The following is a 24,727-nucleotide window of genomic DNA, read 5'->3' as shown; positions in this document are numbered from 1 at the left end:
CACGCGCGCCGGCCGCGGCCCGAATTTCAGGTCTCCTCATGATCCGCACGCCGCTCATCACCGTCATGGTCCAGGCCGTCCGCAAGGCCGGCCGGGCGCTCGCCCGCGACTTCGGCGAGGTGGAGCAGCTTCAGGTATCCATGAAGGGGCCGGGCGACTTCGTCTCCGCCGCTGACCGCAAGTCGGAGGAGACCCTCCACGCCGAGTTGCTGCGGGTGCGGCCCACCTACAGCTTCCTCATGGAGGAGAGCGGCGCGGTGGAAGGCGCCGACACCTCCAACGTGTGGGTGGTGGACCCCCTCGACGGCACCACCAACTTCCTGCACGGCATCCCGATCTTCTCCATCTCCCTGGCACTGGTGCGCAACGGGGTGCCGGTGGCGGGCGTCATCTTCAATCCGGTGATGGACGAGCTTTACGTGGCCGAAGCTGGCCAGGGCGCCTATCTCAACGACCGGCGCCTGCGGGTCGCCGGCCGCAAGAAGCTCGCCGACAGCGTAGTGTGCTGTGGCCTGCCGCACATGGGCCGGGGCGACCACGCCAAGTTCAACCGCGAGCTGGAAAAGGTGCAGGGACAGGTCTCCGGCCTGCGCCGCACCGGCTCCGCCGCCATCGATCTTGCCTGGGTGGCCTCGGGCCGCTTCGACGCTTTCTGGGAACGCGATCTCTCGGCGTGGGACATGGCGGCGGGCATCGTGATGGTGCGCGAGGCGGGCGGCATCGTCACCGACCTGTCGGACGGCGACAAGATGCTCGACAAGGGCTCCGTCATCGCCGGCAACGAGATCATCCGCTCCGACCTCATGCGCCTGCTGAAGAGCGCCTGAGCCGCACCCTTCCCGAGGTCCTGCCACGTCATGCCCGGCTCCGCGCCGGGCATTGTCGTTTGGGCCACTTGAAAATTCGCCGAGCTGGCGCTGGTAGCCCTCGCAGCCGAATTGTCGTCGTCATGGCCGGGCTTGTCCCGGCCATCCACGCGGGGAGGCTGGGATCAACGTTCGAAAGTGATCACAAGCCGTTCGGCGTGGATGCCCGGGACAAGCCCGGGTATGATCGGGGGAGATCGCGGTTATACGCTTTTGAATTTTCCAACGTGGACTTAGCCCCCTCACCGCCGGGCGAACAGCTTCTCCACGTCCTTCAGCGACAGGGTGACGAAGGTCGGCCGGCCGTGGTTGCACTCGCCGGCGTTGGGGGTCTCCTCCATCTCGCGCAGCAAAGCGTTCATCTCCTCCACCTTCAGGCGGCGCCCCGCGCGGACGGAGCCATGGCAGGCCATGGTGGCGGCCACATGGAGCAGGCGCCGCTCCAGCGGCAAGGCGTCGTCCCATTCGGCCGCATGCTCGGCAAGGTCGGTGACGAGGCGGGTCACATCGGCATCCTTCAGCAGGGCCGGCACTTCCCGCACCAGCACCGCGCCGGGACCGAAGCTCTCCAGCACCAGCCCCAGCGCCGCGAGATCGCCGGCGCGCTCGGTGAGGCGGTCGGCATCGGCGGGGTCGAGATCCACCACCGCCGGGATCAGCAGGCCCTGCCGGCCGACGCCGTCGCGGGCCAGCGCCGCCTTCAGCTTCTCATAGACCAGCCGCTCGTGGGCGGCGTGCTGATCCACCAGGACTAGCCCTTCCCGGGTTTGGGCGACGATATAGGTCTCGTGCAGCTGCGCTCGCGCCGCGCCCAGCGGCCGGTCGAGGTCGACGGCGGAGACGGGCGCTGCATCGGCGCGCGCGTCGGCCGAAGGCTCGGCGATGTCGAGGCGCGCCTGCTCCTCCTCGCCCAGCCCGGATGGCATCGGCCGGGCGGGCGACTGGCGCCAGTCATAATCAAGGGCCGGCGCCGGCCGGAAGCCGGCGAAGGCCCCGCCGCCGGGGGTCGCGAACGGAGCGGCAGGCGCGAATGCGGCCCGCGGCCCCAGCTCGGGCGTACGGGCCAGCGCCACCAGCCGGTCGGCCATGGTGCCGGCGGTCGAGGGGATGCGTGCGCCCAGCGCGTCGGACAGGGTGCGCACGATGAGGGCCCGCACATTGCCGCCGTCGCGAAACCGGACCTCGGTCTTCGCCGGGTGCACGTTCACGTCCACATCGCGCGGATCGAGGCTGATGAACAGCGCCAGCACCGGATAGCGATCCGACGGCAACAGGTCCGCATAGGCCGCGCGCACGGCGCCCATCAGCAGCTTGTCGCGCACCGGGCGGCCGTTCACGAACAGGTATTGGCTGAGCGAATTGGCCTTGGAGAAGGTGGGGAGGCCGGCGAGGCCCTCCAGCACCACGTTGTCGCGGATGCCGTTGACAGCCACCACGTTGCGCCCCGCCTCCGCCCCCAGCACGTCGGCGAGGCGCGCGGCGCGGCCGTCCGCATCGTCCGCGCGGGCCGGGAAGATCACCGCTGCGCGCTCGTCGGTGACCAGGGTGAAGGCCACATCCGGCCGCGCCAGCGCCAGCCGGCGCACCACGTCCGCCGCCGCCGCGCCCTCGGCCCGGTCGGATTTCAGGAACTTCAGGCGGGCGGGCGTCGCATAGAACAGGTCCCGCACCTCAACCCGCGTCCCGCCGCCCAGAGCGGCCGGGCGCGGCGGCGTAACGACCCCGCCATCCACCCGCACCTCGAAGGCGTGGGCGGCATCCCTCGGCCGGCTGGCGATGGCAAGATGCGCCACCGATCCGATGGACGGCAGCGCCTCGCCCCGGAAGCCGAGGGTGGAGATGGACAGCAGGTCTTCGCCGGCGAGCTTGGAGGTGGCGTGGCGTTCCACGCACAGGGCGAGATCGTCCGGCCCCATGCCGCTGCCGTCGTCGCTGACCCGCACCAGGCGCCGGCCGCCGCCCTGGATCACCACCTCGATGGCGCGGGCGCCGGCATCCAGCGCGTTCTCCACCAGCTCCTTCACCACGGCAGCCGGCCGCTCCACCACCTCGCCGGCGGCGATGCGGTCGATGAGCACGGGAGGCAGGCGGCGGATGAGCATGGCGGCTTGGCTACGATTCGGGATCGGCGATCTTAAGGCCCTGCGGCGGCCGCGCGAAGCCGGCGGCACCATGCTGCCGAAAGCGCTTTCTCCGCCAGAAACAGAGCGAAGCTTGCTTTGCCGGCCGCTTGGCCTAAATCTGTAGGAAGAGAAATTTCGTGAGCGGCGGCGCGAAAGGCGCAGCCTTGAAGGCGTGACCCATGAATTATGTTGAGGCGGCCAACGCGCCGCTGCGCAAGACCGGCCATATCAAGCTCTATGGGCCGGAAGGCTTCGCGGGCATGCGCAAGGCCGGGCAGCTCACCGCGCAGGCGCTCGACGCCGTGGCGGACATGGTTGCGCCGGGCGTCACCACCGACGCCATCGACCGGCTGATCTATGAGTTCGCCATGGATCACGGCGCCTATCCGGCGACCCTGATGTATCGCGGCTACCGCTTCAGCGTGTGCACCTCGGTGAACCATGTGGTGTGCCACGGCATGCCCAACGCCCGCCCGCTGCGCGAGGGCGACATCGTCAACGTGGACGTGACGCTGGTGCTCGATGGCTGGTACGGCGATTCGAGCCGCATGTATCCCGTGGGCGCCATCCCCCGCCGGGCCGAGCGGCTGCTGGAAGTGACCTATGACGCCATGATGCTCGGCATCGCCGCCATCCGCCCCGGCGGCCATGTGGGCGACATCGGAGCAGCCATCCAGGACTTCGTGGAGCCGCAGCACATGAGCGTGGTGCGCGACTTCTGTGGCCATGGCGTGGGCCAGGTGTTCCACGACGAGCCCAACATCGTGCATGTGGGGCGCCGCGGCGAAGGGCCGAAATTGGTGCCGGGCATGATCTTCACGGTGGAGCCCATGATCAACCTGGGCCGCCCCCACGTGAAGGTGCTGTCCGACGGCTGGACCGCCGTCACCCGCGACCGTTCCCTCTCGGCTCAGTTCGAGCACGCGGTGGGCGTGACCGAAACCGGCGTCGAGATCTTCACTCTGAGCCCCAAGGGCTATCACCAGCCGCCCTACATCTCCGCCTGAGGAAGAGCCGGACACGCTTATGGCCGAGGCGCCGGAAGACGGCCTGAACGAAGCGCCCCATTTCCATGGGCACCGCGACCGTCTCCGCGCGCGCTTCCGTGAGGCCGGGGCGCAGGCCCTCGCGGACTATGAGCTGCTGGAGCTGGTGTTGTTCCGCGCCGTGCCGCGGCGGGACGTGAAGCCCTTGGCCAAGGCGCTGGTGGACCGCTTCGGCTCCTTCGCCGAGGTGGTGGCAGCGCCCCCCGGGCTTCTGGCCGAAGTGGCGGGCGTGAAGGACGCCATCATCACCGAGCTGAAGGTGGTGGAGGCGGCGGCCCAGCGACTGGCCAAGGGGCAGGTGAAGCGCCGGCCGGTGCTGTCATCCTGGAGCGCGGTCATCGACTATTGCCGCACCGCCATGGCCTATGCGGACCGCGAGCAGGTGCGCGTGCTGTTCCTCGACAAGCGCAACCAGCTCATCGCCGACGAAGTGCTGCAGACCGGCACCGTGGACCACGCCCCGGTCTATCCGCGCGAGGTGGTGAAGCGGGCGCTGGAGGTCTCCGCCTCCGCCGTCATCCTTTGCCACAACCATCCCACTCGCTCAAATCGATCACGTTGGATCACGCACAAGCACGCTGAATCACTAGGAAATTCGCGTATTTTTGGTCTTGCGTAGTGGGGGCGGTTTTGGCAAATTGGGGGCGGTTTAAGGGGTAAGAAACGGCATTCCGCCCCCAGCAAACGATCCCCGTTTCTCCTTGACCGATCCCAGTTGCGGGACAGGAGAAACGTGATGCCAAGCCTGACCGATACCGCGATCCGACATGCGTTGAAGCGGGTCGAAGCGAGCCAGAAGCAAGAAAACCTCGCCGACGGCGAAGGGCGCGGGACCGGACGGCTCGTCCTCGTCCTGAAGCCCATGCCCAAGCGCGTGACCGCCGACTGGATGGCGCAGCAATGGCGCGACGGCAAGCGCGCCAAAAAGAAGATCGGCGCCTATCCATCCATGCCCCTCGTCGAAGCGCGCGCGATCTTCAAGCGCGACTATGCCGACGTCATCCAGAAGGGCCGGAGCATCAGGATCGCGACCGATACGCGGCCCGGAACTGTCGCCGACCTGTTCGAGGGCTATGTCGCCTCGCTCAAGAGCGCAGGCAAGCCGTCGTGGAAGGAAACGGAAAAAGGCCTGAACAAGATCGCCGACACGCTTGGCCGCAACCGTCTCGCTCGCGAGATCGAGCCCGATGAGATCGTCGAGGTGATCCGACCAATCTACGACCGTGGGGCACGGGCGATGGCCGACCACGTCCGCGGCTATATTCACGCAGCCTTTGGCTGGGGCATGAAGTCCGACAACGACTATCGGAACACTTCGCCACGCCGTTTCCGAATTCCCTTCAATCCGGCCACAGGCATTCCGACCGAACCCAAGGTCCAGGGCACGCGCTGGCTCGACGAGGACGAGTTCGTCCGTCTCTATCGCTGGCTGGAAAGCCCCGACACGCCCATCCACCCGCCCTACACCCGCGCCGTTCGCATTCTCATGCTGACCGGCCAGCGGGTCCAGGAAATCGCTCGCCTCCACATCGACCAATGGGATGCCAAGGAGCGGATCATCGACTGGTCAAAGACCAAGAACCTTCAGCCGCATGCCGTCCCAGTGCCGTCGCTCGCCGCCGAGTTGCTCGAAGCCATCAACGTGAACGAATATGGCTGGTTCTTCCCATCCGCGACGGATCCGTCGAAGCCGGTCAGCCATGGCACGCTTTACTCGTTCATGTGGCGCCAGCGCGATCGCGGCGTCATCCCCTATGTGACGAACCGCGATCTCCGCCGCACCTTCAAGACCTTGGCGGGCAAGGCGGGCGTCTCGAAGGAAATCCGCGACCGTCTCCAGAACCACGCGCTTCAGGACGTCAGCTCCAAGAACTACGACCGCTGGAACTACATGCCCGAGAAGCGGGCCGGCATGGCGAAGTGGGACAAATTCGTCCGCGCGATGCTGGCAAAGAAGAAAGGCGACGGCGCCTTGAAGAAGGCAGCGTGAGCGGTCGGCTTCTCGTGCTGGCCGCCGCCGCCACGCTCGGCTACGCCGCCCCGGCCCACGCAGATCCGTGCGAAGGCACTCTCCCCACGCGGGCAGGCGTCCAGTTCTCCGGCATCGTCCGATATGTGGGAGATGGCGACGGCCTCTGTGTCGGGCGAACGGCGGACCCCAATGAGTGGATTGAAGTCCGCCTCGCCGATTTCAATGCCCCGGAACTACACACTCCCGGCGGTCCTGCGGCCAAGGCGGCGCTCGAACGCCTGGCCCTACAGCGCGAAGTCATATGCGCATCCGAGCACGGGCACGGCGGCCGTGTCCGGTCCTTTGACCGCGTTATCGCGCGCTGCCGGATCAGCGGAGCCAGTCTTGGCGACCTGCTGCGTCAGGCCGGCGTAGCCGAGGGCGGCAACTGATGCGATCCATCTCACCATTGACTCGATATAGCTTGGAGGCTATATGACTTGGAACGTCAGACTCCATAATGCCTTCGAGGCGGAGTTTCTGGCTTTCGAGCGCGAGGTCCAGACCGAATTGCTGGCGGTCGCGAAGCTGCTGGGCGAATACGGCCCGCAGCTCGGTCGGCCCTATGCCGACACGCTCAAAGGCTCGAAACACGCTAACATGAAGGAGATGCGTTTCTCGGCTGCCGATGGCGAATGGCGTGCTGCCTTCGCCTTCGATCCCGAACGGAAGGCTATTCTTCTCGTCGCGGGAGACAAATCGGGCGGCAGCCAGAAGCGCTTCTACAAGCAGCTTATCGCAAAGGCGGACAGCCGGTTTTCCGATCATTTGGGAAACCTGAAATCTGCGAAGAAAGGATGATCCTATGGGACGGAGCCTCGATGAGGTCATTGCTTCCCTGCCCCGCGACCAGCAGGAGCAGATTGAAGCGCGCTATGACGAGCTTCGGCAGGAGGTCGAAGGACTCCGCGAATTGCGGCAGATCGCCGGCAAGGCCCAGGAAGATGTCGCAACGGCCCTCAACATCAAACAACCTTCCGTTTCCAAGATCGAGAACCAGGCGGATATGTATCTCTCGACGCTGCGTAGCTACGTCGAGGCGATTGGCGGGAAGCTCGAACTAACGGTGAAGCTACCGGCCCGGCCTCCGGTGCGGATCGAACATTTAGGCGATCTCGCTCAGCCGACCACGAAAGCGTCTGGTCGCAGGGCTGGGCCTCGACGGAGGATTGCTTGACTCCTCAGACGATCGCTCGGCTTCTAGCTTCCATGAATGCGGGCCGCCTGCTGGTTGTCTGCGGTGCTGGGCTGTCAATGGCGCCACCGAGCAGCCTGCCGTCAGCGCGCGCGGTCGCCGAGCGCTGTTTCGACAAATACCGTCTTGAATCGGACCCGACCTGCGACCTTGTTCTTCGGGATAATCTTGAGGCTCTCGCTGAGCACTTTGCCGGCCTGAGCACCCTGCAGTCGGTCTTCATCGAACATCTGGTGCCTTGGCCTGCTTTCGTGCGCCCTTCCAACACAGGGCACGCCGCGATAGCGGACTTCCTTATCACCCGCGCCGCCGTCGCCGGCATATCGAGCAATTACGACACTTTGATCGAACGTCGCGCATGGGACTATGGCGCTGACTTTCGCGGCTCGCTCGACGGCGACGAGGCCATTGGCGACGCCATTCGTCAGGCACCCTTGCTGAAATTCCATGGTTGCTCCCACCGCGACAGGCCATCCACCGTCTGGGCGACGTCGCAGCTCGACGATCCGACGATTTCCGCCCGCATTGCCCGAAGCAAGGTGTGGATGGCAGCGAACCTTCGGCATAAGGATCTTCTCGTCGTCGGGTTCTGGTCGGATTGGGAATATCTTAACGCCGTAATCGGCGAAGCCCTGATAGACGTGCAGCCTCTGTCTGTAACGGTCATCGATCTCTCGGCGACAAACGCGCTCGAGCAGAAGGCGCCGCAGCTTTGGCAGATAGCGCACGCGCAAAACGTGACCTTTGAGCATGTCCAGGAGTCGGGAGCCGTGGCCTTGGACGAGCTTCGCCGCGCGTTCTCATCAAACTATCTGCGCCAAGTCCTCGACGCTGGACGGGCGGCCTTCGAGCAAGCGACCGGCGTCGATTGCGATCCGGCATGGCTTGAAATCGGGGATTTCGACAGCGAGGCGCTGTATGGCCTCAGGCGAGATGCGGAAGGCGTTCCGGCGGCGGAGCCGGCGAAGCTGCTGCGCCCCGGCAGTCCCGAGGCGCTGGGCTTTTTTCATCTGCTGCTGCGCCAGGCTGGAGCCGTACAACGCGCCGATGGCTATGAGCTAAACGGTCGAAGCATTCGCGTCATCAACGGGACGCAGTCCATCCTCGGGACGCTGCGGGGAAAGTTTGTTGAACCGCCCGCTGCGATGCAGTCGGACATTGTTGTTGCGGTCGGTGCGACCGACTTGGGCGTCCCGGACAACGTGGTTCGCAGCGGGCGCGCAGGCGACGTCATTCGCCCTGACGCGGCGGGCGAATGGTTCGACCTCCAAGGGGCAAGAGGCGCGCTGGGCATCTAATGGACATCTTTATACAAGCCGAAATCGTCCTACGCGACGCCCAGTACGAGACATGGACATGGGCCGGCTCCGCAGGTCCCGTAACCTGCTTCGAGAACGCGGCGCTGATGGGATTTGTCCATGTCTTCGACACCGCGGACGCGCTCCTCGGTGGCTGGAAAGCAAATCAACAGGTTGCTCTTGCACGCCATGCCGCTTCGTTGCGCGGCGCCGGAGCAAAGGCCTGGAACGTCTATTCGGTCTTGCTGACCCCCGATCAGGATCCGCGCCGCGGACGAGAGATCGAGCGAATCGAAGAGGATTTTTCTCTCACGCGAAAGATCGCTAGAGCCTCGATCACGACAACGGAAGACGTCGAAAAGGCGCTGCTGCCGTTGCTCTCGATCCGCTCGAAGCCACTGCTCGGCGCGTCTAACTTCGAGACGAGACTTCGCACCCGGCTCAAAGATATTCCGGCGGACGCCGTCACGGCGTTCCTCAATGACACGTCGTCCGCAGAGGTCGCTCGCATATTGGGAGCGACTTCGTGAGGCTCGATTTCATCGAAATATGCGGTTTTCGCGGATTTAGGGATCTCGTCCGAATCAACTTCGGTCGTGGCTTCACCGTCATCACCGGCCGCAACGGCGTGGGCAAGAGCACGCTATGCGATGCAGTCGAATTTGCGATCACCGGCTCCATCGACAAATACGCCGTCGAGAAAGCCGCGAAAGAGAGCCTCAGCGATTATCTCTGGTGGCGTGGCGAAGGTGTGCCCAAAGCCCATTATGTTACGGCTTCGTTTATCGACGATGACGGGAAACCATTCACTATCAAGCGGACTCGGGAGTCCGGCTCCGATCGTTCGCCAGAGGAGATCAAAGCTGCGCTTTGCCGCGGTCCTGCGCCGGACGACGCGCTTCGTCAGCTCACCCGGACGTCGATCATCCGCGACGAATGGATCGCGGCGCTCAGCCTGGACCTTACCGAAACGGAGAGGTTCGATCTCGTCCGATCGGCACTCGGCGCAGTGGAAGGCTCCGAAGCGGGCAGCAGAGCAAAGGAAGTCGTGGCGGCCGCCGAAGCTGCCCACGCCAAGGATGAAGCCGCCTATGACAATGCTCGCACGCGGCTGGCCGACAGGCTTACGCAGCAGTCGGAGACGCAAGCCGCACTGAGCCGGTCAGGTGATGTCTCCGCCGCAATTCAGGTGATCGCCACAGCGGCCCCAGATGCGCCCCCCGAGCTGAGTGCTCGCCTGATCGCAGGTCGAAATGCGTTGGCGAACGCACGCGCCCGGTTGGCCCGGATGGGGGAAGCGCTTCAACTCGGTCGTGAAGTCGCAGCGACACAGGCCGCCTTTAACGCACCGGAGGCGCTTGCCGAACGCGAGGCCGCATCGGTTGCGCATGAGACTGCCCAGCGCGACCACGAGTCCGCCCAGAACACCGTTTCGGATGCCGAACAGCGCCTCGGCCGTGAGGAAGAGGTTGACGCGATCGCGGCCTCTCTGAGCATTCTCGTAGAGCACGGTGAGCGCCTCGGATTGCACGACGATCATTGCCCACTTTGTGCGGCCCACCGGACGTTGGATGAGTTCGCAGCAGGTCTAGCCGCAGCCCGGTCCCGCATTATTTCGCTGGCGTCGGGCGTTCAGGGAGCCCGCGATGCTCTCGCGGCCGCGAAGGAGAACGCACAGCAACCCAGCTTGGCCTTCAAGGCAGCGGCCGCTGTAGTCGAAGGTCATGCAGACGAGTTGCGCCAGTTGCGCGACCAGGAAGCCGCGCATGTCGGTTTCTACACGCAGTGGGGGCTCGATCACCGCTTCATCCAAGATCCTGACGGGCTGGAGCAGGCCATCTCTGTCGAACGCGACCGTTTCATTGATCTTGAGCGCGCGCTTCTGGTCCTGGAAGCGTCTCAAGCGGTCTCGCGGATGTCGTCGATCGAAAGCAACATCTCGGCTCTGCGAGCTGAAATAGAGAAACTGGCCGGAGCGGTAAGCCAGTCGCAGAACGCCGTCACAGCAGCTCGTGAGATCGAACGCTCGGTTAGGCGCGTGAGCGCGGAAATCATTGATGAACGGCTCGCTCAGATCAGTCCGCTACTCAACGAACTTTATCAGCGCCTGCGACCGCATGCCGACTGGCGGACGATCGATTACAGCATCCGCGGCGACGTCCGTCGATTTCTCAGCCTCAAGGTCGGAGACGGCCTGAACCCGCAATTTGTCTTCAGCAGCGGCCAGCGCCGCGCAGCAGGTTTGGCCTTCCTTCTCTCAGTCCATCTTGCGCGCGCTTGGACGCCACTCAGGTCTCTCCTCCTCGACGATCCCGTTCAACATATCGATGATTTCCGGGCGCTTCACTTGGTCGAAGTGCTCGCCGCTCTCCGCTTGGATGGGCGCCAGATCATCTGCGCCGTCGAGGACCCTGCGCTGGCCGATCTGCTGTGCCGGCGCTTGGTTAGCACCGCGACGGAGGGAGGCCGGCGTTTCGATATCGACCTTGGTCCGCTCGGCGCCACAAGCGTTGTCATTGACCAAGAAATCCATCCAATGCCGGTCGGTGTTCTACGTGGTGTTGTCACTGCATGAAGGCCGAGAGCGCGCAAATCGAACCTCCGGCATCGCGCGAGCGTCAAGCGCACGGCCCTTGGAGCGACCTGGCGCTTCATACCATCGGCTGGCGCGCGTTTCAGGATCTTTGCTCGCAGGTATGCGAAGTCGTGCTGGGCCGGCCCGTGGAAATCTTCCGCGAAGCCCAGGACGGTGGCCAGGACGCGGTCTTCCTCATCTCCTCGGGAAGCGACGCCCCGCCGATCGGCACGGTGCAGTGCAAGCATACATCGGAGGCCGCAAAGGCCCTGAAGGCCAGCGACCTCTCCACCGAGATCGGTAACGTCGAGGAATTGGTCAAGGCCGGCCAGGCCGACACCTATGCCTTCATGACCAATATGAGCGTGGACGCACCCGTCGCGGCCGCCATGCGCGCCAGGCTTCGCGCGCTCGGTGTACGCAAGCCGCACATTCTCGGCCGCCAGTATATCGTTCGGGTCATCAGAAGCAGCGCGCGCCTGCGCGCGCTCGTCCCGCAGGTCTACGGCCTAGGGGATCTAACATCGATCGTCGACGAAAGGCTTAGCGAACAGAGTCGTGCGCTGCTCGACAGCTGGATTCCGAAGCTTCGTACCTATGTTCCGACGCAGGCCCATCGCGACGCGATCAACGCGATTTCCAACCATGGCGTGGTGCTGCTGCTCGGTAACCCGTCCAGCGGTAAATCGGCGATTGGTGCCATCATCTCGACAATCGCTTCGGAAAATCCCGACAACACAGTCCTCGCTTTGACCAGTCCTCGCGATTTCGAGGCCGGCTGGAATCCAAACGACCCGGGCCGCTTCTTCTGGATCGACGACGCCTTTGGCTCGAATGTGCTGCGCGACGATTACGTGCAGGACTGGACTTCGGCCTTCTCGAAGCTGAGGGCGGCGATCAAGCACGGTAACCGTTTTCTCCTGACCTCCCGCAAGCACATCTACGAGGCGGCGCGACGGCGGCTCGGGCAGCGCAACCTTGCCCAGTTCGCTGATGGCAGCGCCGTGGTCGATGTCGGCGAACCGACCTTTGAGGAGAAGGCGCAGATCCTCTACAATCATTTGAATTTCGGCGAGCAGAGCCAAAGCTGGCGTTCGAGCGTCAAGCCCCACCTCGCCGCGGTCGCTGCCGTTCGCGACTTCCTCCCCGGCATAGCCGAGCGTCTTGGCGACCCGAACTTTACCAAGGGCCTGGCGCCGCGCGAGAGTTCGCTCGTTCGCTTTATGGAGGAGCCGACAGAGCATCTGATCGATACCGTCAACGCCCTGGACGATCAGCTGCAAGCCGCGCTCATACTCGTTTATGTTCACCAGACCGGGTTCGATCCCAGCGACCATGATGCTTCGGCCGCCCAAGCGGTCGCTGAGCTGACTGGCTACACTCTCACCAAGATCCAGGATTGTTTCACTGAGCTAAAAGGCTCTTTCCTGAAACTCTCCGGCGCGAATTGGACCTTTGCACATCCCACGATTTCCGACGCCCTGACCGAGATTCTGCGGCAGAAGCCACACATGATGGCGGCGCTCATACGAGGCGCGACAATCGACACCATCCTCAGCAGCTTCACCTGCGAGGGCTCGCCCCTTATTCGAGACGCGCTCATCATCCCGACCACTCTCGACGACGCCTTGGTCGCAAGGCTCGGCCGCACCCCCGATGAATTGCATCGCAACTGGATGCTGTTCCACTTTCTGTCCTACCGTGCCAGCGAGGCCGTGTTTGGAAAGGCGATTCAGCAGTCTCCCGGTCTGCTTCGGCGGTCCTGCTGGCAAACCGACGTGGCCGGCAACGACCCCCGACTTGCCGCTCGCGCCCGAGCCCATCATCTCGGTGTGTTACCCGATGATCTGCGTTCGGAAGCGGCCGAAAAGCTTGAATCTGCTGCGCTCACAGACCTCGACGTCTCCTTCTTCGACGAAGAAGAAATGCTCGCGCTCATCCCGCCGCTGCGCCTCGTCGGCCTCGGGCTGGCGCTGCGGGCAACGATTTTGCCGTCGCTAGAAGATCGCATCGACGAGATCGCCGCAGACGCTGATCTGGACGAAGAGCCTGACAGTCATTTCAAGAAGCTTCTCGGTGTGCTTGACCACGTTGAGGCGATCGGTGTCGACGCCGACGCCACGGCCTTCATCGACGATGCGCGCGACCACGTGAAGCGTTCGGTTGACTGGTCGCGTAATCCGCTGGCTGAGAGAGCGCAGAAACATTGCGCGCTCCAATCGTCCGGCAAGCTCGGGATCGAACACGCTGCCGCCGTCGCTGACCGCGCTCAGGGCGGTCAGGTCGAGCAGCTTCAGCGGCCGGATGATCTCGAACTGCGCCACGGCCACCTGGCTTCCAACCGGCGGGCGGACTTCAGCAATCGCCGCCGTTGGATCATTGGCACCGTAGAAAACCGATATGCCGCGGGCGTTCATGCGCCCCGCGCTAGCCAAGAACGCCGGAGGAGACCCGAGCTGCTGATCCGGCCGGCAAAGCGCGGCCTCCAGCTTATCATCGGACTGGAAGACCCTGGCGCGATAGACCGAGCTGAAGCTCGTGCCCGGGCCAGCATCGACGACAAGCGGGCGACCATCGCGGCTGCGCAAGACGTCTATTCCGTTGAAGATCGCCGCCAAGTGGGATGCCGCGGCTCTGCTGAAGAAGCGTGCTTCTGTTTTCAGCGACTTCTCGAACGAGCGCCATTCCTCCTGCCAGGCTTGGTCGCTCGTTCCCTTCTGCTCGTAATATGCATCGCTGGAAAATTCGGTTTCCTCACCCAGGGCGGCAGAGTCGAAATCATCGAACTTGTCCTCGAGGATCTGCTGGATGTCCTCCGCAGCCGCTTCGGGCATGTCGGCCGAGTTCATGACCGCATCGACGGTCTGCTCACCGTCGCGATCCCACTCGTACTCGGACTCCCTGTCGCTGAGCATTGTTTGCTGCCACGACGTCGGCTGATCGGATGTTCGAGCGTAATGCTGATCGAACGCGGCTTCGACGCGCTCCGCCATCTCCCCAATCAAGTATGACTTAGCCGTCCTGTCGCAGTACGAGCACTTGCGACGCTTACCATCACGCCGAATTTCCGCGCTGAGATAGTCTTCTCCGACGCATCGGTAACACAGCTTCTTTGCCGTCAGCTCTTCAACTTCATCCTGACTAAGCACCTGACATCCTATTCTATGGGAGAAGCGGGCACGGGTTCGCTTGCGGCGTCATGATGGTCACCGCACGTCGCGCTCGCGTAACAGCCACATGGAGGTTGAACCGTGCTGATCGCTCTGCATCCGCCCCTCGCGGTTGCAAATAGCGTTGATAGGCTCCCTCAAACACGATCACCTCGTCGAACTCTTTTCCCTTCGCCTTATGAATCGTCATCACGGTCACTCCGTGATGGGGCCGCGTCGTCGCCGCGAACTGATCCTCGACCACCGCTGCGCTCAACAGGCCGCGCGCGTCCCGATAAGCGCCGTGACCACGCCACGCCTCGGCGAACCGGCTCTCGATCTGCGCTCCGCGGCGCAGCAGCCGCATGTGTCGAGCTTCTTTGGCGACCGCCTGCAGCTCAGCGCGAGGGCTCGCCTCAAATATCGCGCGTATCGAACGCCAATCCGTCATCGGATCTCCACTGAGAGGATACGCGGCGACGCTCTCCAGCAGTGCCCGCACGTCCGGCCCTATGCCGCGAGCGCCAAACCCGGCATCACCTTGCGCTCGCAAAGACCGGGCAATCGTCCGCAGGCGCGCGGCCTTGGTAATCCCTCCGGCCGACGCAGTTTCGTTGCGTCCCAACTCAAAGGCCGCGAGGCTATCAAGCACCAGCGCACCGAGGTGGTCGGGATGATCTCGCGGTTCGAGCAGCAGCGCGATCATCGCGGCGGCGAGCATCGGGCCTTCCGCTGAGACCAGGATCTCCACGGGGTAACGCGGCAATCCATGATCGGCCCGAGCCATATAGTCGAAGACGCCAACGGCCAGTGCATTTGCCGGAACGAGCACCGCAAGAGACCATTCGTTTGCGCGACGCAGCCGGCCGACGGCACGAAGAATTTCCTGTTTCAACGGTCTGAGGCTTTGCCCACCGTAGCGGGAGATTGAAACACCCGTGTAGGCGACCGCGTTGAAGACGCCGTCGATCATGTCGTCAGCGAAGTCCGTGATTTGCGTGCCAGGACTGCGACGATTTTCGCCCAAAAAATCGAACTGCGTTGGCCTGAAGGCTTCGATAAATTCATCGAAGCGCCGAGGATCGGCACCCTTAAAATCATAGATGCGCTGTTTCGGATCGCCCAAGGCGATCAGCCGACTGTGCTGACCGAGCTGGGCGACCATCTGCCACTCAGCCGCGTTCGTATCCTGGAATTCGTCGACGATAATCAGCGGGTACGCCCGCGCGTAGGCTTGCGCCAAGAGCGGCACCTGCGCGAACAACTCGGTCAAAAGCGTGGGGAATAGATCGAAGGCGATCAACCCCTCCTGATCGAACAGCTCTCGTTGCCTTGCCAAGCGAGCTGCCCCGTCCAGACCCGCGAGACGCCCTCGCGCTTGAGCCGGAAGAAGGAGCGAGACGCCGGGCCGCGCGCAGAGAAGGTAGGCGTGGCTCTTGAGGATCGTCCACGCAAAGCCGTGATAGGTGTTGATCTCGATGCGGGCCAACTGTTCGCGCGGGATGGTCGCGGTCGCTTGTTCCGCGACCCGGGCGACGGTGGCGCGAGCAAAGCTCAGGAACAAAGCTTTCCCGGTGTTGCCGAGCCGGCCCGCTGCCAAATCCGCGCACGCCTTCGCGAGAGCAATCGTCGTCTTGCCCGATCCAGCACCCCCGCGAACGAGAATGCTGCCCTCAGTTTCCAATAGCCTTCGCCGCTGATCGCAAAGCATCAACACCATCGCGGCTATCCGAAAACGCCGGGCGGCTGTGGCGCCGGCGGCTGCGGAACTGGTGGCATTGGCGGCACGACCATGTTCTTCAACGCCGTCAAAATTCCCAGCATCGTCTGCGGAAAATGCCCGACCTGGCAGAGATCGAAAAAGACGGTGAGATAGTCGTCGCCTTTCTTGTGCGTGAACAGAGATAGGAACGGCGCGCGATAAGCCGCCTCCGGTGACCCGTTCGGTGGAATGAGATGGGCAAGTGCGGGCGGCCACTCGCCGGCGCCGGCAAACCACTGGACGAACCATGCCTGCATCGCAGGCGAAACCTCGGCCTGAAGCATATGCTCGAAACCCGCATAGGGCTGCTCGAAAGGCGCATGGCACGCGGCCACGATGGCTGCGCGAGCCTCCGGCTGCTGCTGATCGAAGATCGTCGCCACCGTCTTGCCGAGGCCGCGAAAGAAAGTTGCAAACGGTGCCACCGCCGTTTGGCCACCCGCGTCGAAGGGCACCCACCCAAGTGCATCGAGCCGCTTGTATTGCGCCGGGGCAAGTTCAGCCGCTCGACGCGCCACAGCACTGTAGGCGACCAGTTCCGTCTTACCCTCCACGACGATGACGCGGCGCGCCAGCAACGCCTCGCAAAAGCGAGTCCGGAAGCCGTCTCTGAAAATCTTGAGCTTGAGATTATCGGGCAAAACCACGCTCGTCGCGGTTAGCAGCCCGGCGTTATCGCGCGTCAGGACCGTCATCTGCTCGGGCGTGAATTGCTCGATGACGTAGGGCGAATGCGATGTAAACAGCGCCTGGGCTGCAAGCTCGCGCACCTTGTCCACCACACGCTTCTGAACATGCGGCGGCAGAGAAAGCTCGGGCTCCTCCATGGCGAAGATGACCCGTCCATTCCGGCGCTGGGCAATCAGCCCGAGCATCGCGAGCACGAGCGCATTGATGGTTCCCGATCCCTGGTGCTGAAACGGAGCCGCATAGCCCGGCACACCGGTCGCCAAAAATGACTTCAGAACGCGCCGCAAATCTTCCCGTGTCAGCTCTGAGACCCGCAGGTGCGGCGCGTCGGCCCATTCGCCCGGAACGATCTCCCGCATCGCGTCGCGTATCGCGGTCAGTATCCGGCCGAACTCAGCATCTTCCTCGCCCACCACATCGAGACCGCGCAGGCGACCGAGCAATCCCTCCCACATGCGGGTTCGGACTTCATATGTCTTCAGGATCACATCGAGGAGGGAGCCGCGTTCCATCGACAGTGCCCGGTTTCCAGTCCGAAGTGCCCGAAGATGGAGAAATCCGAACTCCCGTTTGTCCCCTGAGCGACATTCGCTGATAGGCGTGCCGTCCTCCTGACGTGGAACGGCAAACCACGTCTTCGCGGTGAACTCGTCGTTCTCGGAATCATAGGCGCCTTCAAACCGCACGCGAACGGCCGGCTCCGTGCCGGCCTGCGCCGCACCGCCGGCCGTACCCGCGCCCAAAAGCGATCGGTCGGCCGTGCGCCAAAATTCGAGATTGTTCCGGAACTTCGTGCAGTGCTGTTCGTCCAGGCCCGCGATCACCACCTCGACCACGATGATCTTAGGAGGCTGGTTCTCTACGGCGCGATAATCGCCGCCATAAAAGTCATGCTCGTCGATGGCTTGCGTTCGCGCCAGCCGATCCGCTCCGATCGCCAGTTCGATCGCCTCGAATACTGTCGACTTCCCGGTGTTGTTGTCGCCTAGGAGGACGGTTGTACCCTCGAAATATATGTCAGCGAGCTTTATGCCGCGAAAATTTTCTACGTGAACGCGGACAATTCTCACCCCAACCCCCCACTATGTTTTAGTATCTATTTCTTGGACTCATGTAGTAGCACTCTTCGACCTAGGCGGTGTGGACGGATTGCCGCACGAAGATCGGATAGGGTTCCTCTGACGCGCTTTGTCTGATTCATGGAGAGCCGACTGATTTGGAGGTCGGCGATGTCCACGAAGATGTATGAGGCGGATTGGTCGGTTGCGCTGGAGGTGTTTCGCGCCTCGCTGCCGCGCCGTGGTGACAAGGGTCGGGATGACCGTCTGTTTCTCGAAGCGATGCACTATTTCACGGTTCACAACATCACCTGGCGAACGCTGCCGGAACGGTTCGGCAAGTGGAACAGCGTGTGGAAACGCTTCGACCGGCTGAGCAAGGCCGGCGTGTTCGAGACCTTCTTCGATCACCTCGCCGCGCTGTCGTCGTCGGCGCATCTGGTGCAGATGTTCGACAGCACCATCGTGCGCGCCCATGTCTCGGCAGCCGGCGCCAAAGGGGGCAAAAGGGTCAGGCGCTCGGTCGCTCGCGCGGCGGCTTCTCAACCAAGATCCACCTGAAGACGGACTTCGACGGCCATCCCATCGCCTTCGACCTGACCGGAGGGGAGAAGGGCGATGCGCCGCACTTCCCGATCCTGCTGGCGCTCGGCCCCGATGTCGATCCGCGTGCGGCGGTCGCTGACAAGGGCTACGCCAGCAAGGCCAACCGACAGGCGGCGCGTTCACGCGGCATCATCCCGGTCATTCCGCACAAGGCCAACGAGAAGGACAGGCCCGGCTTCTTTGCAAAGGCCATTTACAAGGGCCGCGCCCGTATCGAGCAGGCCGTCGGCAAGCTCAAACGCTTCAAGCGGGTAGCCCTACGCTGCGAGAAGACGAAGCGTAACTTCGCATCCATCGTCGCTCTCGCAGCAGGATTCACCTTGGTCAAATCCGTCCACACCACCTAAGTGTCCGCAGATTGAACAGGTTTCGATGCTTGCCGAGCAAACGAATCTTGTAATCAGCCGTCGCTGCAGGGCGGCACCGTTTCGACGCTAGGCGCGCTCGCCGCGCACGGGCGCAACAACTCGCTCTCAGGCTTCGTCAGATAGACCCAGTGCGCCCAGTCGCCCGGCCGCAGAACCACTCCTTGAGCATTATAGGCTTATTTTTGAGGCAACGCCGGGGCCTACCCGTCCCTTGAGGGGAAAGCCTTCCCCTACGTCCGAGCCCGCCGTCTCGGCCGACCCCTTCTGCGGGGCGGCTGCCCCGCAACGCCCTGCTGAGAGTGAGAGCGTGGATCGGTTTTCTGTGACGGGTTGAAGGTTGGAGAAGAGGTCTCCGACGCCCGTCATGGAGATTGGTTCCATGAATATGCAGGTCCTCGATGCACGCCGTGACACCAGCGGCGGTTACAAGGTCGATGTCGGTCGTGGCGAGCGGATCGGCCGTGTCTCGTCGGAGTGGTTCTCGCGTCCGGCCGACGAGCGCTACCTCTCCTTGTCGGAGTTGGCCCACACGGTCCGTGACCGCACCGAACGTAGCCGGACGCGGGTGGTGGAGAGCGCGCTCATCCATGTCGAGGCGAACCGCAACGATTCAGAGCGGCTGGCCCTGATCCTGCCGGGCACGGATGCGGCAATCGCGCCAACACACTGGTCCTTCGGTCAGCTCGCCAGCCTGGTCGGCGCCCCCGCCGCCTATCTTCGGCAGCTCCCAGCCGCGCTTGCCGCCATCAACCTGCAGTACGGCCTGACCTCCAATCGGGCCGAGCAGATCAAGACGTTCGAAACCGACAACGGCCGCGTCGAACTGCGCGCCGTCACCGGCCCGGATTATGGCCGGATCTTCGACCACGAACTGGTCGAGGCCGTGCAGCGCATCGCCGGCAACGGCACAGGCGACACACGCTGGAAGGTCCCGGGCGTGCTCGACTGGTCGACCGGCATCTACAATCCGCGCGTCGACATCACCAAGGATACGACCACGCTCTATGCCTCCGACCGTGACGTTTTCCTGTTCCTGGTCGACGATCTGAATCCGATCGAAGCTGGCCGCCTGCCTGACGGCTCGCCCGACTTATATTTCCGCGGCTTCTACTGCTGGAATTCCGAGGTCGGTGCCAAGACGCTCGGCATGGCGAGCTTCTATCTCCGCGCGGTTTGCCAGAATCGCAATTTGTGGGGCGTGGAAGATTTCGAGGAAATCACCATCCGCCACTCCAAATATGCAGCCAATCGCTTCGCGCACGAGGCGGCCCCGGCGCTGCTGAACTTCGCGAACTCCTCGCCTCTGCCGTTCGTCAACGGCATCAAGGCCGCCCGCGAACGGATCGTCGCCAGAACGGACGAGGACCGCACCGACTTCCTGCGTCGGCGCGGCTTCTCCAAGGCCGAGACCGGCAAGATCATCGACAGGGTGCTGGCCGAGGAAGGCCGTCCGCCTGAGTCCGTCTTCGACTTCGTGCAGGGCATCACCGCCGTCGCGCGCGACAAGCCCCATCAGGACGCCCGCCTCGACATGGAGGGCAAGGCCAAGAAGCTGCTCGATCGAGCTGCCTGATTTCCGCGAAGCCGGGGATGCGGTTTCCCATGTCTCCGGCTTTGCGCTTCCGTGCCTTTCTGGTTCGCCGGTCCGTGGCGCTGCCCCCTTTAGAGGAAGAGGGCGGCGCTTCGCTCAGTGACGGGTTGGAGGTTGAGAGAGAGTCTCTCGGCCGCCCGTCGCGGAGTAAATCCCGATGGCTACTGCCGTTCAGAAGATCATCCTGTCGTCCTCGCGCGACATCCCCTTCAACAAGCTGGTGCTCAGCCAGTCCAACGTCCGGCGCGTGAAGGCCGGTGTCTCGATCGAGGACCTCGCGGCCTCGATCGCTCGTCGCGGCCTGATCCAGAGCCTCAGCGTCTTCCCCGTCGTTGACGCCGAAGGCAACGAGACCGGCATGTTCGAGGTGCCCGCCGGCGGCCGCCGCTTCCGCGCGCTCGAACTGCTGGTGAAGCAGAAGCGTCTCGCCAAGGTCGCGCCCGTCCCCTGCGTGGTCCGCGATCGCGACGGCGCCATCCTCCCCGAGGAGGTGTCGCTCGCCGAGAACATCGAGCGCGCTGCGCTCCATCCGCTCGATCAGTTTCGCGCCTTCCACGACATGCTGACCAAGGGCATGACCGAGGAGGAGATCGCCGCGGCATTCTTCGTGCCCGTCAACGTGGTCAAGCAGCGGCTGCGCCTCGCAACCGTGTCGCCCACCCTGCACGACGTCTATGCCGACGACGGCATGACGCTGGAGCAGCTCATGGCTTTCACCGTCTCCGACGACCACGAGCGTCAGACCCAGGTCTGGGACGCGATCAAGGACGCCTGGTCGAAGGAGCCCTATCAGATCCGGCGCATGCTGACCGAAACCACGGTGCGCGCCTCAGACAAGCGCGCCGTCTTCCTTGGCACCGAAGCCTATGAGGCGGCCGGAGGGATCGTCATGCGCGATCTGTTCCAGGCCGACGATGGCGGCTGGCTGCAGGACGTCGGGCTTCTCGATCGACTCGTCGCCGAGAAGCTGAAGGCCGAGGCCGAGGCGATCGCCGCCGAGGGCTGGAAGTGGATCGAGGTCGCGGTCAGTTTCCCCTACGACGCCGTGCGCGGTCTGCGGGAAATCCCCGGCACGCCAATCGATCTGACGGCCGAGGAACAGGCGACCATCGACGCGCTCACCGCCGAGCAGGCCAGGCTCGAAGCGGAATATCAAGACGCCGACGAACTGCCCGACCAGGTCGACGAGCGTATGGGCGAGATCGAGACGGCTCTGGCCGCCTTCGACGATCGCCCCGAGCACTTCGAGCCGGCAGACATCGCCATCGCTGGCGTCTTCGTCAGCATCGACGCCAACGGATCGCTTTCGGTCGATCGCGGCTTCGTCCGGCCCGAGGATGTCCCTCAGGTCCGGACCGATGGCGAGGAGGGATCGGAGACGGACACCGAATCCGTCGACGCCGATCGCCCATCAGTGCAACGCGCCGTCATCACCATCGGCGGCCAACCTGCCGAGTCCGATGACGACGATGAGGACGACGGGATCAAGCCGCTGCCCGAACGCCTCGTGATCGAACTGACCGCCTACCGAACCCTCGCGCTGCGCAACGCCGTGGCGGAAAACCCTCACATCGCCATGACGGCGCTTCTTCACAAGCTGATCTCGGACAACTTCATGACCCGCATGTATACGGGCGCCATGGAAGCCGGGGTGAAGCACGTCTTCTTCCCGGTTCAGGACGAGACGCTGAAGGACAGCCCCTCCGCGCGGGCCGTGCAGGAGCGTCACGAAGCCTGGGCCGCCGACATCCCGAAGGACGATGACGCCCTCTGGAACTGGCTCGCCGCGCTTGACGATGCCAGCCGCATGGCTCTGGTAGCGCATTGCGTCAGCTATGGCGTGAACGCGCTCTACGAGCGGCCGAACCCGCACAGCGCGGGCGGCGTGTCGCAGCACACGCTCGACATGAGGCTTGCGCAGGCCGACCGGCTGACGCGGGCGACCGGGCTCGACATCGTCGAAGCCGGCTGGCGCCCGACCTTCGGCAACTACCTCAACCGTGTCACCAAGCCGCGCATCCTCGAAGCCGTCCGCGAAGGCGCCGGCGAGCGAGCCGCCGAGCTGATCGGTCATCTGAAAAAGGGCGACATGGCAAAGGAGGCCGAGCGTCTCCTGGCCGATAGCAGTTGGCTGCCCGAGCCGCTTCGGCTTGCCGGCATTGACGGCGATCCCGCATCGGACGCGGACGGTGGCGGCGAAACCGAGGGGGCCGAGCTGCCTGACTTCCTCAGCGCCGACGACGAGTCGGAAACGCCTGCCGATGGCGAGGACGACGAACGTCGCCTCGTCGCCGCCGAATAAGCGGCTCGCGGGGCGGCTTCGGCCGCTCCGCACCTCTCCCCCAAATCGAAGGAGCGTTCACATGGTGCAATCCAGCCCCGCGCCGATCCGGCGCGTCGTCTTCCAGTATTTCGTGCCGGTCCACGTCGAGGTCGAAGATGGCCTCGTTTCGCGAGTGACCGTCATCGATGAGACGCCCGTCCGCGACCCTATCGTGGTCGAGGGCGATCCCGAATACCTCACCCAGGCCGTGGCGGCCGCTGACGACGGCCAATCTGGCCGTCCTGGCAGTTCGGCTACTAGCCCCCCCCTCCCAGCCACGACCCGATTGCCCCGAGCCCGGCCCAGCGCCGGGCTCTTTTCGTTTCAGGAGCCCGACATGCCCGATTATCTCACCCGTTTCTCCTGCCTGCTCGACGTCGGCTCGGTCGCCAATGTCGCGCGGGCTTTCGACATCTACACCGCGCTGATGGCCGAGAACGGTCGCGAGGAGCCGCCCACCGAGCCGTTCCTGCTCTCGCTGACGCCCGAGCACGGCGCGACGCGACTTTGGCTTCGTGACCCCGGCACCGCCGATCCGCAGTTGCTGATCACCTTCGTCATGCGCTGCGCCGAAACCTTCGCGCTCACCGGCACCTGGGGGTTTCAGTGGGCCGGCATTGCCTCGGACCCTGTCGTCGACGGCTTCTCCGGCGGCGCCCATCTGCTCGATCTCGGCACAGGCCGCACGATCGAATGGATGAGCACCCGCCGCTGGCTCGCTGAGGGAGGTGCGCGATGATTCCCGATCACACGCGCGCCAACTTCCAGACCCTGCTGCGCGCCGCGGAAAGCGGCGACCTGGCGCTGATGGAATGCACCGACGCCGCAACCGGCGAGCCGCGTTATGTCATCTGTGCGGTCGGCCGTGACGGTGGCGACTATATGTTCACGCCGTTTGGCCACCTGGCAGACGGTAATCCCTATGACGCTTACCTTCCGCCCAATACTGGCGGCGAAATGGCCGCCTGATCCTACCAGACGGCCACTTCCCACTGACCGTTGACGCGAGCAAAGCCGACCGGCCGGTTCTGGGGCGTGGCGTTCGCCCTGGTCGTGTCCATCGTGAGCTGCGTCATGCACGTCACGCCAGGCCCGACACCACCCGGCGAACAATCACCGAGCTTGAGCGTCGCATTGGCCAGCGACGTCCCCGTGAAGAGGCGATGCCGGCGGACGGCTGCGATGGCCTCTTCTTCTGTCGGCTGCGCCACGCCCGCGACCGCGGCGGCTGATGCGCCGCCGGGCGCGATCACCGGGCGGAGCGCGAATCCCGCCCCAAAGCCCACCACGAGGCATCCTGCGGCCACCATGCCGATCACACTTCCCTTCATCACCTTCTCCCTCCGGCGCCTCGCTAGGTCGGGCGGACATGCGTCTCCGATCGCCGAGGCCGCGCTTCGCCATGTGCTGGATGAAGGAGTGTAGCGCCGCGCATCCCACCTCGGAAGTCCGCGCGATCAGGCGGTCATGCCGCGCGCCAGAGTGAGAGGACGGCCGGGACGGGTTCGAGCCGGTCCGGTCGAGAGAGAGCGCCGCCGGCCCATGCCCGACATTATAAACACCACCGACGATTCCCCAGCGCGCGCCGTGGCCCTCGTACCGGAGGCTCGCCGGATGGACTTTCTGCCGCTGCTCTTCGGCCGCCAGCATGTCCTTGTGGCAGAGATGACCGTCTATCATCTGATGGAGCGCCTGAGCCCGCTCGATTATCGTGGCGGTCTCTGGGACTTCTATGAGCGCGACGGGAGGCCGTTATACCTCGCGCCAACCTCGAAGCCCCGCTTTCAGATCGTCTGCGACACCAATGGCTATGAGGGCGAGGTATCGGCCGACGCCGCCGGCATCATCGCGACGCTTTTCGCCTTCTCCCATCTCTCCTTCAAGTATCCGGTCGACGCGATGTCGGAAGGATATGGCCGCCTCTACGACTACGCCGCTGACCATCCGGAATCCGCCGAAATCTTCCAGGCGATCGACTGAATTGGGCTCGTCTTCCCCTCAGCGCCCGGCCTCAAGGTCGGGCGTTTTTTTATGTCGGCGGACGAGAGGAAGAGGACGGCCGCGAC

At 64.1% G+C, this 24,727-nt stretch carries 21 protein-coding genes and 2 pseudogenes; 18 read left to right on the top strand and 5 right to left on the bottom strand.

The features are described from left to right. The first annotated feature begins 38 nt into the window (after nt 1–38). Nucleotides 39–827, top strand: coding sequence for an inositol monophosphatase family protein (locus tag V5F66_RS08175; RefSeq protein ID WP_012115031.1), 789 nt, complete (start codon nt 39–41; stop codon nt 825–827). 281 nt (nt 828–1,108) lie between these two features. Here V5F66_RS08175 and mutL read toward each other — a convergent pair whose 3' ends face one another. Next, nucleotides 1,109–2,968 (bottom strand): DNA mismatch repair endonuclease MutL, encoded by a 1,860-nt coding sequence (mutL, locus tag V5F66_RS08170; protein ID WP_394093614.1) that lies wholly within the window; start codon nt 2,966–2,968, stop codon nt 1,109–1,111. Nucleotides 2,969–3,168: 200 nt separating this feature from the next. On the opposite strand from mutL, the gene map reads away from it, so the two are divergent. The 10 genes and pseudogenes from map to V5F66_RS08120 all read left to right on the top strand — a co-directional run. Next, nucleotides 3,169–3,996, top strand: coding sequence for a type I methionyl aminopeptidase (gene map, locus V5F66_RS08165; RefSeq protein WP_012115029.1), 828 nt, complete (start codon nt 3,169–3,171; stop codon nt 3,994–3,996). 19 nt (nt 3,997–4,015) lie between these two features. Further along, on the top strand, nt 4,016–4,654 hold the full coding sequence (locus V5F66_RS08160) for a JAB domain-containing protein (protein ID WP_394093613.1): 639 nt from the start codon (nt 4,016–4,018) through the stop codon (nt 4,652–4,654). A gap of 117 nt (nt 4,655–4,771) precedes the next feature. After that, the gene (locus V5F66_RS08155; protein ID WP_092160922.1) at nt 4,772–6,025 is read left to right on the top strand and encodes a tyrosine-type recombinase/integrase; all 1,254 of its coding nucleotides are present in this window, start codon (nt 4,772–4,774) and stop codon (nt 6,023–6,025) included. Then, nucleotides 6,022–6,438 (top strand): thermonuclease family protein, encoded by a 417-nt coding sequence (locus V5F66_RS08150; protein WP_092160923.1) that lies wholly within the window; start codon nt 6,022–6,024, stop codon nt 6,436–6,438. The genes V5F66_RS08155 and V5F66_RS08150 overlap by 4 nt, the downstream gene beginning before the upstream one ends. Nucleotides 6,439–6,481: 43 nt before the next feature. Beyond that, nucleotides 6,482–6,847 (top strand): type II toxin-antitoxin system RelE/ParE family toxin, encoded by a 366-nt coding sequence (locus tag V5F66_RS08145; protein WP_092160924.1) that lies wholly within the window; start codon nt 6,482–6,484, stop codon nt 6,845–6,847. Between the two features lie 4 nt (nt 6,848–6,851). Beyond that, on the top strand, nt 6,852–7,223 hold the full coding sequence (locus V5F66_RS08140) for an XRE family transcriptional regulator (RefSeq protein WP_092160925.1): 372 nt from the start codon (nt 6,852–6,854) through the stop codon (nt 7,221–7,223). Beyond that, nucleotides 7,220–8,539 (top strand): SIR2 family protein, encoded by a 1,320-nt coding sequence (locus tag V5F66_RS08135; RefSeq protein ID WP_092160926.1) that lies wholly within the window; start codon nt 7,220–7,222, stop codon nt 8,537–8,539. Before V5F66_RS08140 ends, V5F66_RS08135 begins: the two co-directional genes overlap by 4 nt. Further along, complete coding sequence (locus V5F66_RS08130) at nt 8,539–9,069, top strand: hypothetical protein (RefSeq protein ID WP_092160927.1); 531 nt, start codon at nt 8,539–8,541, stop codon at nt 9,067–9,069. Before V5F66_RS08135 ends, V5F66_RS08130 begins: the two co-directional genes overlap by 1 nt. After that, nucleotides 9,066–11,114, top strand: a complete 2,049-nt coding sequence (locus V5F66_RS08125; protein WP_092160933.1) for an ATP-binding protein — start codon at nt 9,066–9,068, stop codon at nt 11,112–11,114. The genes V5F66_RS08130 and V5F66_RS08125 overlap by 4 nt, the downstream gene beginning before the upstream one ends. Continuing rightward, a pseudogene (locus V5F66_RS08120) lies at nt 11,111–12,172 on the top strand (nSTAND3 domain-containing NTPase); the annotation flags it as partial. The gene V5F66_RS08125 and the pseudogene V5F66_RS08120, both read left to right, overlap by 4 nt. Nucleotides 12,173–13,111: 939 nt before the next feature. On the opposite strand, the gene V5F66_RS08115 reads toward V5F66_RS08120, so the two are convergent. From V5F66_RS08115 to V5F66_RS08105, 3 genes are all read right to left on the bottom strand, one after another. Further along, nucleotides 13,112–14,107, bottom strand: coding sequence for an RES family NAD+ phosphorylase (locus V5F66_RS08115; RefSeq protein ID WP_394093751.1), 996 nt, complete (start codon nt 14,105–14,107; stop codon nt 13,112–13,114). 169 nt (nt 14,108–14,276) lie between these two features. Further along, nucleotides 14,277–15,983 (bottom strand): UvrD-helicase domain-containing protein, encoded by a 1,707-nt coding sequence (locus tag V5F66_RS08110; protein WP_092160941.1) that lies wholly within the window; start codon nt 15,981–15,983, stop codon nt 14,277–14,279. Between the two features lie 5 nt (nt 15,984–15,988). Beyond that, nucleotides 15,989–17,785 (bottom strand): ATP-dependent nuclease, encoded by a 1,797-nt coding sequence (locus V5F66_RS08105; protein WP_092160943.1) that lies wholly within the window; start codon nt 17,783–17,785, stop codon nt 15,989–15,991. Nucleotides 17,786–17,914: 129 nt separating this feature from the next. On the opposite strand from V5F66_RS08105, the pseudogene V5F66_RS08100 reads away from it, so the two are divergent. The 6 genes and pseudogenes from V5F66_RS08100 to V5F66_RS08070 form a co-directional block, all read left to right on the top strand. Beyond that, nucleotides 17,915–18,115, top strand: a pseudogene (locus tag V5F66_RS08100) (hypothetical protein); the annotation flags it as partial. Nucleotides 18,116–18,126: 11 nt separating this feature from the next. Further along, entirely contained in the window at nt 18,127–18,726 is a 600-nt protein-coding gene (locus V5F66_RS08095) for an IS5 family transposase (RefSeq protein WP_175506927.1), read from the top strand. Between the two features lie 400 nt (nt 18,727–19,126). Continuing rightward, the gene (locus V5F66_RS08090; RefSeq protein WP_092161140.1) at nt 19,127–20,320 is read left to right on the top strand and encodes a DUF932 domain-containing protein; all 1,194 of its coding nucleotides are present in this window, start codon (nt 19,127–19,129) and stop codon (nt 20,318–20,320) included. A gap of 175 nt (nt 20,321–20,495) precedes the next feature. Further along, a complete protein-coding gene (locus V5F66_RS08085; RefSeq protein WP_092160947.1) occupies nt 20,496–22,640 on the top strand; it encodes a ParB/RepB/Spo0J family partition protein in 2,145 nt (714 codons plus the stop codon). Between the two features lie 358 nt (nt 22,641–22,998). Then, on the top strand, nt 22,999–23,400 hold the full coding sequence (locus V5F66_RS08075; protein WP_092160949.1) for a hypothetical protein: 402 nt from the start codon (nt 22,999–23,001) through the stop codon (nt 23,398–23,400). Further along, nucleotides 23,397–23,630, top strand: a complete 234-nt coding sequence (locus tag V5F66_RS08070) for a DUF6117 family protein (RefSeq protein ID WP_092160951.1) — start codon at nt 23,397–23,399, stop codon at nt 23,628–23,630. Before V5F66_RS08075 ends, V5F66_RS08070 begins: the two co-directional genes overlap by 4 nt. Before the next feature lie 2 nt (nt 23,631–23,632). Here the strand turns inward: V5F66_RS08070 and V5F66_RS08065 are convergent, their stop codons facing one another. Next, nucleotides 23,633–23,992, bottom strand: coding sequence for a hypothetical protein (locus tag V5F66_RS08065; RefSeq protein ID WP_244543482.1), 360 nt, complete (start codon nt 23,990–23,992; stop codon nt 23,633–23,635). Between the two features lie 211 nt (nt 23,993–24,203). On the opposite strand from V5F66_RS08065, the gene V5F66_RS08060 reads away from it, so the two are divergent. Next, entirely contained in the window at nt 24,204–24,641 is a 438-nt protein-coding gene (locus tag V5F66_RS08060) for an antirestriction protein (protein WP_092160953.1), read from the top strand. Nucleotides 24,642–24,727: the final 86 nt, after the last annotated feature.

The sequence above is a fragment of the Xanthobacter versatilis genome, from assembly GCF_043193975.1.
Taxonomy (GTDB): Bacteria; Pseudomonadota; Alphaproteobacteria; order Rhizobiales; family Xanthobacteraceae; genus Xanthobacter; species Xanthobacter autotrophicus_E.
This window is presented reverse-complemented; position numbering and strand designations above follow the sequence as displayed.

What these genes read in the sequence shown, in the direction of transcription:
- V5F66_RS08175 (WP_012115031.1), top strand. Translation starts at nt 39, where the DNA reads ATGATCCGCACGCCGCTCATCACCGTCATGGTCCAGGCCGTCCGCAAG.
- mutL (WP_394093614.1), bottom strand. Translation starts at nt 2,968, where the DNA reads ATGCTCATCCGCCGCCTGCCTCCCGTGCTCATCGACCGCATCGCCGCC.
- map (WP_012115029.1), top strand. Translation starts at nt 3,169, where the DNA reads ATGAATTATGTTGAGGCGGCCAACGCGCCGCTGCGCAAGACCGGCCAT.
- V5F66_RS08160 (WP_394093613.1), top strand. Translation starts at nt 4,016, where the DNA reads ATGGCCGAGGCGCCGGAAGACGGCCTGAACGAAGCGCCCCATTTCCAT.
- V5F66_RS08155 (WP_092160922.1), top strand. Translation starts at nt 4,772, where the DNA reads ATGCCAAGCCTGACCGATACCGCGATCCGACATGCGTTGAAGCGGGTC.
- V5F66_RS08145 (WP_092160924.1), top strand. Translation starts at nt 6,482, where the DNA reads ATGACTTGGAACGTCAGACTCCATAATGCCTTCGAGGCGGAGTTTCTG.
- V5F66_RS08140 (WP_092160925.1), top strand. Translation starts at nt 6,852, where the DNA reads ATGGGACGGAGCCTCGATGAGGTCATTGCTTCCCTGCCCCGCGACCAG.
- V5F66_RS08130 (WP_092160927.1), top strand. Translation starts at nt 8,539, where the DNA reads ATGGACATCTTTATACAAGCCGAAATCGTCCTACGCGACGCCCAGTAC.
- V5F66_RS08115 (WP_394093751.1), bottom strand. Translation starts at nt 14,107, where the DNA reads ATGGCGGAGCGCGTCGAAGCCGCGTTCGATCAGCATTACGCTCGAACA.
- V5F66_RS08110 (WP_092160941.1), bottom strand. Translation starts at nt 15,983, where the DNA reads ATGGTGTTGATGCTTTGCGATCAGCGGCGAAGGCTATTGGAAACTGAG.
- V5F66_RS08090 (WP_092161140.1), top strand. Translation starts at nt 19,127, where the DNA reads ATGAATATGCAGGTCCTCGATGCACGCCGTGACACCAGCGGCGGTTAC.
- V5F66_RS08085 (WP_092160947.1), top strand. Translation starts at nt 20,496, where the DNA reads ATGGCTACTGCCGTTCAGAAGATCATCCTGTCGTCCTCGCGCGACATC.
- V5F66_RS08075 (WP_092160949.1), top strand. Translation starts at nt 22,999, where the DNA reads ATGCCCGATTATCTCACCCGTTTCTCCTGCCTGCTCGACGTCGGCTCG.
- V5F66_RS08070 (WP_092160951.1), top strand. Translation starts at nt 23,397, where the DNA reads ATGATTCCCGATCACACGCGCGCCAACTTCCAGACCCTGCTGCGCGCC.
- V5F66_RS08065 (WP_244543482.1), bottom strand. Translation starts at nt 23,992, where the DNA reads ATGAAGGGAAGTGTGATCGGCATGGTGGCCGCAGGATGCCTCGTGGTG.
- V5F66_RS08060 (WP_092160953.1), top strand. Translation starts at nt 24,204, where the DNA reads ATGCCCGACATTATAAACACCACCGACGATTCCCCAGCGCGCGCCGTG.